General features: G+C 69.6%; 7 protein-coding genes and 2 pseudogenes. 4 read left to right on the top strand and 5 right to left on the bottom strand.

Annotated elements, in window-relative coordinates; translation table 11 throughout:
• Nucleotides 1-24: 24 nt before the first annotated feature.
• The 4 genes and pseudogenes from QM701_RS02850 to mltB all read left to right on the top strand — a co-directional run bounded on the left by QM701_RS02850 (nt 25) and on the right by mltB (nt 4,977).
• A pseudogene (locus QM701_RS02850) lies at nt 25-958 on the top strand (AAA family ATPase).
• Nucleotides 958-1,908 carry a DUF58 domain-containing protein gene (locus QM701_RS02855; RefSeq protein WP_415165585.1) on the top strand — a complete coding sequence of 317 codons (951 nt, stop codon included), beginning with the start codon at nt 958-960 and terminating at the stop codon, nt 1,906-1,908. The pseudogene QM701_RS02850 and the gene QM701_RS02855 overlap by 1 nt, the downstream one beginning before the upstream one ends.
• Nucleotides 1,901-3,934, top strand: a complete 2,034-nt coding sequence (locus QM701_RS02860) for a transglutaminase TgpA family protein (RefSeq protein ID WP_415165586.1) — start codon at nt 1,901-1,903, stop codon at nt 3,932-3,934. Before QM701_RS02855 ends, QM701_RS02860 begins: the two co-directional genes overlap by 8 nt.
• A complete protein-coding gene (mltB, locus tag QM701_RS02865) occupies nt 3,931-4,977 on the top strand; it encodes a lytic murein transglycosylase B (RefSeq protein ID WP_415165587.1) in 1,047 nt (348 codons plus the stop codon). Before QM701_RS02860 ends, mltB begins: the two co-directional genes overlap by 4 nt.
• Nucleotides 4,978-4,998: 21 nt before the next feature.
• On the opposite strand, the gene cimA is transcribed toward mltB, so the two are convergent.
• The 5 genes and pseudogenes from cimA to surE form a co-directional block, all read right to left on the bottom strand.
• Nucleotides 4,999-6,597 (bottom strand): citramalate synthase, encoded by a 1,599-nt coding sequence (cimA, locus tag QM701_RS02870; RefSeq protein WP_415165588.1) that lies wholly within the window; start codon nt 6,595-6,597, stop codon nt 4,999-5,001.
• A gap of 91 nt (nt 6,598-6,688) precedes the next feature.
• Complete coding sequence (rpoS, locus tag QM701_RS02875; protein WP_415165589.1) at nt 6,689-7,645, bottom strand: RNA polymerase sigma factor RpoS; 957 nt, start codon at nt 7,643-7,645, stop codon at nt 6,689-6,691.
• Between the two features lie 2 nt (nt 7,646-7,647).
• Entirely contained in the window at nt 7,648-8,607 is a 960-nt protein-coding gene (locus QM701_RS02880; protein ID WP_415165590.1) for a peptidoglycan DD-metalloendopeptidase family protein, read from the bottom strand.
• Nucleotides 8,604-9,264 (bottom strand): annotated as a pseudogene (locus tag QM701_RS02885) (protein-L-isoaspartate(D-aspartate) O-methyltransferase). Before QM701_RS02885 ends, QM701_RS02880 begins: the two are co-directional and overlap by 4 nt.
• Nucleotides 9,261-10,004 carry a 5'/3'-nucleotidase SurE gene (surE, locus tag QM701_RS02890; protein ID WP_415165591.1) on the bottom strand — a complete coding sequence of 248 codons (744 nt, stop codon included), beginning with the start codon at nt 10,002-10,004 and terminating at the stop codon, nt 9,261-9,263. Before surE ends, QM701_RS02885 begins: the two are co-directional and overlap by 4 nt.
• Between the last annotated feature and the right edge of the window lie 221 nt (nt 10,005-10,225).

Here is a 10,225-nt window from a genome sequence, read left to right on the forward strand (position 1 = left end):
TCGTTTCGCGCCGACGCCATGGACATGTCATCCGCCTTCCCCGCCTCGGCGTCCGTTGCCGAAGTCATCGCCGCCGCCAACCGCATCATCCTCGGCAAGGATGCCCAGGTGCGCCTGGCGCTCGCCTGCCTGCTGGCGCGCGGCCACCTGCTGATCGAGGACCGGCCGGGCGTCGGCAAGACCACCCTGGCGCAGACGCTGGCGCGCCTGCTCGGCCTGCAGTTCTCGCGTATCCAGTTCACCAGCGACATGCTGCCCGCCGACGTCATCGGCATCTCGATCTACGACCGCGAACGCAACGCCTTCCGCTTCCTCCCCGGCGCCGTCTTCTCGCAGGTGCTGCTGGCCGACGAGATCAACCGGGCCACGCCGAAGACGCAAAGCGCCCTGCTCGAAGCCATGGAGGAGCGCCAGGTGACGGTCGACGGCGAGACCCGCCCGCTGCCCGAACCGTTTTTCGTGATCGCCACGCAGAACCCGTTGAACGCAGATCGGCACCTTTCCCCTGCCGGAATCCCAGCTCGACCGCTTCCTGCTGCGCGTGGAACTCGGCTATCCCGACCGCGCCGCCGAGCGCGCGCTGCTCGAAAGCGGAGGACGCCGCGACGCGCTGCCGGCGCTCGCCGCCTGCCTCGCGCCCGAGCAGATCGTGCCGCTGCAGCAGGCCGCCGGCGGGGTGCATGTGGCGCCGGCCCTGCTCGATTACGTACAGGCGCTGGTCGAGGCGACGCGGACCAGCCCGCGCTTCGTGCACGGCCTCAGCCCGCGCGCCGCGCTGGCCCTGCTGGCGGTGGCCCGCGCCTGGGCCTTCCTGGCCGGCCGGCGGATGGTCATGCCGGAGGACGTGCAGGCGGTGCTGCCGAGCGTCGCCTGCCACCGGCTGCAACTGGCCGACGGCAACGGCCACGCCGGAGCCGAGGACATCGCCGGGCTGATCCGCTCCATCCCGGTCACGTGATGGCGCTGCGGCAGGCGCTGGCGCAGCGGCTGTTCCGCTGGGGGCGCGACGAACGGCTACCCGTGGTGCTGACGCAGCGGCGCATCTTCATCCTGCCCACCGGCGCGGGGCTGCTGTACGCGGTGGTCCTGTGCGCGATGCTGACCGGCGCGATCAACTACAACCTCAGCCTCGGCCACGCACTGGTCTTCCTGCTCGCCGGGCTGGGGCTGGTGGCGATGGTGCACACCTTCCGCAACCTGCTCGGGCTGCGCATCGCGCCGGGACGGGCCGAGCCGGTGTTCGCCGGCGACACCGCGCATTTCACGCTGCACGTCGAGAATCCCTGGCGGCACGCGCGCCGGGCGCTGGAACTGGCGATCGGCAGGAACCCGCCGGTCGCGCTCGACGTGCCGGCCGGCGAGCGGGCGTCCGTCGCGCTGCCCTGCGCCGCGCCGCGCCGGGGACGCCTGGAGCCGGGCCGCGTAACCCTCGCCTCGCGCTATCCGCTCGGGCTGTTCCGCGCCTGGAGCTATCCGCACCCGCCGCTGTCCTGCCTGGTTTACCCGAAGCCGCTGGCCGCGCCGCTGCCGCCGGCCGCGCCCGCCCGGGAAGCAGCCGGGCGGCGAGGCAACGGCGGCCAGGAGGATTTTTCCGGCCTGCGCGAACGCCAGCCCAACGATTCGCCGCGCCACATCGCCTGGAAGGCGGTCGCCCGCGACTTCGCGCATCGCCCGCTGCTGATCAAGCAGTTCGACGGCGGTGCGGCGGAAGCGCTGTGGCTGGACTGGCAGGCGACGCCGCCCCACGCCGACACGGAAACGCGGCTGTCGCTGCTGGCCGGCTGGGTGCTGGCGGCGGAACGCGAACAATGCCGCTACGGCCTGCGCCTGCCGGGCCGGGTCATCGCGCCCGAGTGCGGCCCGTCCCACCGCGACGCCTGCCTGGAGGCGCTGGCGCTCCATGCCTGACACCGGCCGCCTGCGCTGGCCCCGGCGGCGGCCGCGCGCGCCGGCCGCGCCCCGCCCGCTGCTCGAACACGGCGCCATTCCCTGGCTGCTGGCGGTCGCCGTGGCCACCACGCTGCCGCACGTCGGGCATCTGCCGGCGTGGCTGTCGCTGCTCGCCGGCGCGGCGCTGCTCGGACGCGCCTGGCTGTGGCTGCGCAACGGGCGGCTGCCGCGCCGCTGGGTGTTGGCCTTGCTGGTCGTCGCCGGCACCGCCGGGATCGCCTGGCAGTACCGCACGCTGTTCGGACGCGATCCGGGCATCGCGCTGCTGGTGTTCTTCATGGCCTTGAAGCCGATGGAGATGACCACCCGCCGCGACGGCCTGGTCACCGTCATGCTCGGCTTCTTCCTGCTGCTGACACACTATTTCCATGCGGAAGACATCGCCACCGGGGTCTGGCTGCTGGCCTCGGCCACCCTGCTCACCGCCGCGCTGCTGCGCATGCACGGCGGCGCGCAGCCGCTGCGCGGGATTTTCCGCTACGCGGCGCTGCTGGTCGCGCAGGCGCTGCCGTTCATGCTCATCCTCTTCCTGCTTTTCCCGCGCGTGCAGGGGCCGCTGTGGGGGCTGCCGCAGGACGCCTACGCCGGGCTGACCGGCCTTTCCGACCAGATGTCACCCGGCTCGCTGGACAGCCTGATCCAGTCGGGCGAGATCGCCTTCCGCGCGCGCTTCGCGGCGGGCGTGCCGGACCGCTCGCGGCTGTACTGGCGCGGGCCGGTATTCGACAGCTACGACGGGCAGACCTGGCGCACCAGCCCGGCCAGCGCCTCGCGTTCGGCTAACCTGCCGGCGACGATCGAAACAACGGGCGCGGCGCCCGTCGATTACACGATCACCCTGGAAGCGCACAACCGGCGCTGGCTGCTGGCGCTCGACCTGCCCGTCGCCCTGCCGGAGGGCGCCGCGCTGGCACCGACCTTCGAGGCGCTGGCGCGCATGCCGGTGCGCTACCGCACGCGCTTCGCCTTCCGCTCCGTACCGGAGTACGCGGCCAACCGCGAGGAATCGCGGCGCATGCTGCAGCAGGCGCTGCGCCTGCCGCCCGGCCTCAACCCGCGGGCGCGCGAACTCGCCGCGTCGTGGCGGCAGGCATTCGCCGAGCCGGAACGGATTTCCGCCGAGGCGCTGCGTTTCTTCAGGGAGGAGCAGTTCTTCTACACGCTGCAGCCGCCGCGGCTCGGCGCCAACGCGGTCGACGAATTCCTGTTCGACACCCGGCGCGGATTCTGCGAGCACTACGCCGGCGCCTACGTGGCGCTGATGCGCGCGGCCGGCGTCCCGGCCCGCGTGGTGACCGGCTACCAGGGCGGGGAAATCAACCCGGTCGACGGCTACCTGACGGTGCGCCAGTCGGACGCCCACGCCTGGGCGGAAATCTGGCTGGCGGGCAAGGGCTGGACGCGCGTCGATCCGACCGCGGCGATCGCGCCGTCGCGCATCGAGCGCGGCATCGGCGCCGCCCTGCCGGACGGCGAGCCCCTGCCCGCGCTGGTGCGCCTGGACAGCGACTGGCTGGTGCAGCTGCAGCGCCTGCGCTACCGCTGGGAAGCGGTCAACAACGCCTGGAATCAATGGGTTCTCGGGTACAATGCCGAGCGCCAGCGCGAAACGCTGGCCAGCCTCGGCATGGCGGACCCGGACTGGCGGAGCATGGTCCGGGCCATGGCGGCGCTGAGCGGCGCCGCGCTGCTGGCGCTGGCCGGCTGGACGCTGGTCCGGCGCACTCGCGCCGCCCCCGAGGTGCGGGCCTGGCAGTCTTTCTGCGCCCGGCTCGCACGTTTCGGCATCCGGCGCGCGGCCTGGGAAGGCCCGCTCGACCTGGCCGCCCGCGTCGCCCGCGAGCGGCCGGACCTGGCGCCGGTGGTGGACCGCGCGGCGGGCCATTTCGCCGAGCTGCGCTACGGCACCGGGCGCCGGGAACATTTGCAGGCCTTGCGCGAGTGCGCGAAACGGCTTGCCTCACTCAGGAAAAAACCGCTTTGAAACATCGACTCGCCGCCATTTTCATCAGCCTCGCCTCGGCCGCGCTACCGTTCCAGGCCGGCGCCGCCAAGAACGCGGGCGCGCCCGCCTTCGCCGACGTGCCGGCGGTCCGGGAATTCATCGCCGAGATGCACGTCCGGTATGGTTTCGACGCCGCGCACCTGACCCGCCAGTTCGCCTCGATCCGCAGCAATCCGGCCGTGCTGCGCGCGATCCAGCCGGCGGCGGTGCCCGAGCTGCAGCGTTCCTGGCAGCGCTACCGCGCGCGCTTTCTCAACGAGCGGCGGCTGACCCAGGGACTGCGCTTCTGGCGGGAACAGGGCGCCGCGCTGGCGCGCGCCGAGGCCATCTACGGCGTGCCGCAGGAAATCATCGTGGCCATCATCGGCGTGGAGACGGAATACGGCCGCAACACCGGCGCGTTCGGCGTGCTCGAGGCGCTGTCCACGCTGGCCTTCGACTATCCGCCGCGCGCCGACTTCTTCCGCGGCGAACTGGAGCAGTTCCTGCTCATGGCGCGGGAGAGCGGCGCCTCGCCGCTGGCCTACAAGGGGTCGTACGCGGGCGCCATCGGCATCCCGCAGTTCATGCCGAGCAGCCAGCGCCGCTTCGCCGTCGATTTCGACGGCGACGACCGCATCGACCTGGGCGGCAGCGCCGCCGACGCCATCGGCAGCGTGGCGCGCTTCCTGAGCATGCACGGCTGGCAGCCGGGCGGGCCGGTGGCCGTGCCGGCCGGCGTGGAAGGCGACGCGGCGGCGCTGGTCGCGGCGGGCATCAAGCCCTCGCTGCCTTTGCGCGAGATACGGGAACGCGGCATCGTACCGCTGACCATCGGCGCGGAACGCTTCGCCGACGCGCCGGCCGCGCTGATCGACCTCGTCTCGCCCGACCAGCCCACCGAATACTGGCTCGGCTTCGACAACTTCTACGCGATCACGCGCTACAACCGCTCCAGCTTCTACGCCATGTCGGTGTTCATGCTGGCCGAGTCGCTGCGCGAAGCGCGGGACGCGGCGGGCCGGGAGGCGCCGGAGAAATAGCGCGCCGTGGGCGGCGCCGGTTCAGCCGGCGTGGGCTGCCTGCGTCCGCTTGGCTTCCTCCAGCTTGAGCAGCTTGTACTCGATCGAATCCACCAGCGCCAGCCAGCTCGCCTCGATGATGTCGGTCGACACGCCGACCGTCGTCCAGATCACCTCGCCGTCGGTCGATTGCAGCAGGACGCGCACCTTGGACGCGGTGGCGTCCTTGCCGTTGATCACGCGCACCTTGTAGTCGGTCAGGTGCACGTTGGCCAGTTCCGGGTAGAAGGTCTCCAGCGCCTTGCGCAGCGCGCTGTCGAGCGCGTGCACCGGGCCGTCGCCCTCGGCGGCGGTGATCTCGTCCTCGCCGTCAACCTTGATCTTGATGATCGCCGACGAGCCGTACTCGCCCTTGGCCGGCTGCTCGCCGATGATCCTGAAGTGCTCCAGCTCGAAGAAGGAGCGGTACTTGCCGAGCTGCTTGCGCACGATCAGCTCGAACGAGCTCTCGGCGCCCTCGAACTGGTAGCCGTCGTGCTCCATTTCCTTCAGGCGCTTCATGATGCGGTCGGTCACCGGATCGTCCTTGGTGACGGAGGGATCGACCTCCCAGATCTTGTCGAGGATCATGCGCCGCCCGGACACCTCGCTCATCAGGAAGCGGCGCTGCCCGCCGACCCGCTCCGGATCGATGTGCTCGAAGGAGTGCGCGGCCTTGTTCACCCCGTCGATGTGCATGCCGCCCTTGTGCGCGAAGGCGCTGTTGCCGATGAATGGCTCGCGCTCGTTGAGCGCCACGTTGGAAATCGCCGCGACGTGCCGCGCCACGTGCACGATGTTGCGGTACTGGTCCGGCGGCAGGCATTCGTAGTCGCGCTTGACGCCGAGATTGGCGATGATGGTCAACAGGTTGGCGTTGCCGCAGCGCTCGCCGAAGCCGATGTAGGTGCCCTGCACGTGCCGGGCGCCGTGCTCGACCGCCGCCACGCTGTTGGCCACGGCCATGCCGCAGTCGTTGTGCGCGTGGATGCCGAGCGGCACGTCGAACAGTTCCGCCATGCGGGTGACGATCACCCCCACTTCGGACGGAAAGGTGCCGCCGTTGGTGTCGCACAGCACGAGCGTGCCGGCGCCGCCCTCGACCGCCGCCCGCAGGGTCCGCACCGCGTACTCCGGGTTGTGCTTGTAGCCGTCGAAGAAGTGCTCGGCGTCGTAGATCACTTCCTTGCCCCTGGCCTTGAAGAACGCCAGCGTCTCGCGGATCATCGCCAGGTTTTCCTCGAGCGAGGTGCGGATGATGTCGGTGACGTGGAAATCCCAGCTCTTGCCGAAGATCACCACCACCGGCGTGTCGGCCAGCAGCAGCGAATGCACGTTGCTGTCCTGCTCGACCTGGATATCGCGCCGGCGGGTGCTGCCGAACGCCGCCAGCCGCGCGTGCCTGAGGTGGATCGCCTTGGCCCGGGCGAAGAACTCGAGGTCCTTCGGATTCGAGCCCGGATTGCCGGCCTCGATGTAGCCGACGCCGTGGCCGTCGAGCAGTTCGAGCAGCCTGAGCTTGTCCTCCACCGAGAACGAGATGCCCTCGGCCTGCGCGCCGTCGCGCAACGACGAATCGAATATCGCAACCTTCTTGCTCATTTCAGGCTTCCCTCATCAAAACCCGTTTCCAGGAACGGCGAACGGCCGCGCGCCGCCCGGCGCGAAGCCGGCCCGGCACTATAGCAAACAATCAGATCAGGTTTTCGCGCGTCACGCCGCCGCGCTTGATCACCCGGCGCAGCTGGTCGAGCGCCTCGATCTGGATCTGGCGCACACGCTCGCGGGTCAGGTTGAGCTCGGCCGCCACCTCCTCCAGCGTGCTGACCTCGGCGCCGCCGAGGCCGTAGCGCCGTTCCAGGACGCGGCGCTGCTTGTCCGTCAACTGCTCCACCCACTGGTTCACCAGGTTGCCGATCTCGGCCGATTGCAGCAGCTCTTCCGGATCGAGCGCCTTCTCGTCCGCGATGGCGTCGGCGATGGTGTGGTCCGGGTCGACTTCCAGCGGCGCGTCGAGCGAGGCGATGTGTTCGTTCAGGGCGATCGCGCGGCGCACGTCCTCGACCGGGCGGTCGATCAGGTGGGCGATCTGTTCGAGCCGCGTTTCCTTGCCGTTGGCCATTTCCAGGTGCCGGAAGGCGCGCAGGATCAGGTTGATCTCCTTGACCACGTGCACCGGCAGCCGGATGGTGCGCGACTGGTTCATGATGGCCCGCTCGATGCTCTGGCGAATCCACCAGGTGGCGTACGTCGAGAAGCGGAAGCCGCGCTCGGGATCGAATTTCTCGATCGCGTGGATCAGGCCGAGGTTGCCTTCCTCGATCAGGTCGAGCAGGGGAATCCCGCGGTTGAGGTAGTGCTTGGCGATGTTCACCACCAGCCGCAGGTTGTGCTCGATCATCTTCTGGCGCGCCACGAAATCGCCGATGCGCGCCCGGCACGCCCAGGCGTATTCCTCCTCCGGCGTGAACAGCGGCTTGGCGCCGATCTCGTTCAGGTAATGCTGGGTGACGTCGTTGAGCAGTTCGACTTCGGGCGGCGACGCGCTGGTCTCCTCCTCGGGATCGGCGAGAAAGCCCTCCTCGCCGCCTCCCCCCCGAGGGGCTTCGTCGTCCATCAGTTCGGCGTCCTGATCGGCGTTCGTTTCCATCTTCAGCGCGACGGCAGATGCTTCAGCGGATCGACCGGCTTGCCCTGGCGGCGGACTTCGAAATGCAGCTTGACCTGATCTGCGTCCGTATTGCCCATTTCGGCGATTTTCTGCCCCTTGGTCACCGACTGCCCTTCCTTGACCAGGATGTTCTGGTTGTGCGCGTAGGCCGACAGGTAGGTGGCGTTGTGCTTGATGATCACCAGCTTGCCGTAGCCGCGCAGGCCCGTGCCGCTGTAGACGACCCGGCCGTCACCGGCGGCGATCACCGGATCGCCGGCCTTGCCGGCGATGTCGATGCCCTTGCTGCCGTTTTCGCTGAAGGTGCCGACGATCTTGCCGTTGGCCGGCCAGATCCAGGGCACCTCGTCGCCGCCCGCCGCGGGCTCGGGCGCTTTGTCCGCAGGTTTGTCCTCGGGCTTCGGCTCCGGCTTGGCCACCACCGCCGGCGGCGCTTCGGACGGCTTCGGCTGCCCCTGGGCCTGCGCCGAGGCCAGCGCCTGCTCGGAATACGGCTCCTTGCCGGCCTTCGGCTCGCGCTTGAGCTTTTCCGTGTTGCCACCCGCTTCCGGCCGCGCCTCGACGGCCGGAGCTTCGCCGATCGGCCGGGTGACGACGACGTCGGACGTCACCGGCGCGGTGACCGCCACATCGGGCGCGGCCGAGGTCGACGGCGGCCTCACCTTGAGCACCCGCCCGACCGCGATCTGGTTGGGATTCTCGATGCCGTTCAGCGCGATCAGCTCGCGGAAGTCCATGCCGTGTTCGCGGGCGATGCTGTAGATCGTGTCGCCGCTCTTGACCGTATAGGTATCGGCCTGCGCCGCCGCCTGGGCCGGCGTCCGCTGCCCGCCGCGCTCGACCACCGGCGCGGGCGACCGCGAGGCGCAGCCGGCCAGCGCGAGGGCGAAAATCACCAGGGCGGCATGCCCGATGCCTGAAGGGAAACCAATCTTTCTCATTCGAGTCCTGAAAGTAGCGGAACGAAACGAACACCGTCCAGACGGGTTTCGACGTAACCTTCAGCACGCCGTTCGATCAGCACCAGATACTGATCCCCGGAACCCAGCGGCAGGAGCATTCTGCCACCAAGCGCCAGTTGCTGCAAAAGCGCGGGCGGCACGCTTGGCGCGGCGGCGGCGACGATGATGGTGTCGAACGGCGCGGCCTCGGGAATGCCGAGCTGCCCATCCGCATATTTCAGGCGCACGCGGAACTGGCGGATCGCCCGCAGGTTGACCTTGGCCCGGGCGAGCAGCGATTCGATGCGTTCGACCGCGTAGACGTCGCGCGTCGAACTGCGCCAGCACGGCCGCCTGATAGCCGCAGCCGGCACCGATTTCGAGCGTCTTGCCCAGGCCGGCGCGCCCTTCGCGCAGGATTTCGATCATGCGCGCCACGACGAACGGCTGCGAAATGGTCTGCGCAAAGCCGAGCGGCAGGGCCGTGTCCTCGTAGGCGCGCGAGGCCAGGGCCTCCTCGACGAACAGGTGGCGCGGCACGGCGGCCAGCGCCGCCAGCACGGCCTCGTCGCGGATGCCCTGCTCGCGCAGGCGTTCGATCATGCGCGCCCGGGTGCGCTGGGAGGTCATGCCGAGCCCGGCGGCGCTGCGCGTCATCGTTGCAGCCATGAACGGACCATGGCCAGTTGCGCGTTGTGCGTCAGGTCGATCTGCAAGGGCGTGATCGACACGTAATTGCTGGCGACGGCGTGGAAATCCGTCCCCTCGCCGGCGTCCTGCGCGGCGCCCGCGGCGCCGACCCAGTACACCGTCTCGTGGCGCGGCGTGACCGTGCGCACCACCGATTCGGCCTTGTGCCGCTTGCCCAGGCGGGTGACCACCCGGCCGCCCAGGGCCGCGTAGGGAACGTCCGGCACGTTGACATTGAGCAGCACCGGCTCCGCCGATCCCCGCTGCTGGATCATCTGCACGACTTCCAGCGCGATCCGGGCGGCGGTTTCGTAGTTCGCCCCGACCTTGCTGCACAGCGACACCGCGACCGACGGGACGCCGAGCAGGAACCCCTCGGTCGCCGCCGCGACGGTGCCCGAATAGATGGTGTCGTCGCCCATGTTGGCGCCGTTGTTGATCCCGGACACGACCATGTCGGGCATCGCGTCGAGCATGCCCGTCACCGCCAGATGCACGCAGTCGGTCGGGGTGCCGTTCACGTAGTAGAAGCCGTTGGCCGACTGCTTCAGCGACAGCGGCCGGTCCAGCGTCAGGGAGTTGCTGGCGCCGCTGCGGTCGCGCTCGGGGGCGACCACGGTGATTTCGGCGACGGCCGACAGGGCGTGCGCCAGATGTTCGATTCCCGGAGAGAAGTAGCCGTCGTCGTTACTCAGAAGAATGCGCATATGAACCCAAAAATGCGGTAAAGAAAAACCGGCCGCCGCCGGTTTCCGGGAGATCGCCTCAACGGTCGGCGTCCCTTTTTCAAGCCTGGAAATTATACGGGGATTCGGAAACCTCGGCAGCATGGCGACGCCGAATTGTGCCGGATCTGCTACCGATCATCGCCACCGGCGGCCCGATGGCTGATCGGAAGCGTGGCCATTTTCCCGCTCGGAACTCTCCG

Source organism: Propionivibrio sp. (genome assembly GCF_047602565.1).
Classification (GTDB): domain Bacteria; phylum Pseudomonadota; class Gammaproteobacteria; order Burkholderiales; family Rhodocyclaceae; genus Propionivibrio.

Coding starts and splice junctions, on each gene's coding strand:
- QM701_RS02855 (WP_415165585.1), top strand. CDS start 958: ATGGCGCTGCGGCAGGCGCTGGCGCAGCGGCTGTTCCGCTGGGGGCGC.
- QM701_RS02860 (WP_415165586.1), top strand. CDS start 1,901: ATGCCTGACACCGGCCGCCTGCGCTGGCCCCGGCGGCGGCCGCGCGCG.
- cimA (WP_415165588.1), bottom strand. CDS start 6,597: ATGAGCAAGAAGGTTGCGATATTCGATTCGTCGTTGCGCGACGGCGCG.
- rpoS (WP_415165589.1), bottom strand. CDS start 7,645: ATGGAAACGAACGCCGATCAGGACGCCGAACTGATGGACGACGAAGCC.
- QM701_RS02880 (WP_415165590.1), bottom strand. CDS start 8,607: ATGAGAAAGATTGGTTTCCCTTCAGGCATCGGGCATGCCGCCCTGGTG.
- surE (WP_415165591.1), bottom strand. CDS start 10,004: ATGCGCATTCTTCTGAGTAACGACGACGGCTACTTCTCTCCGGGAATC.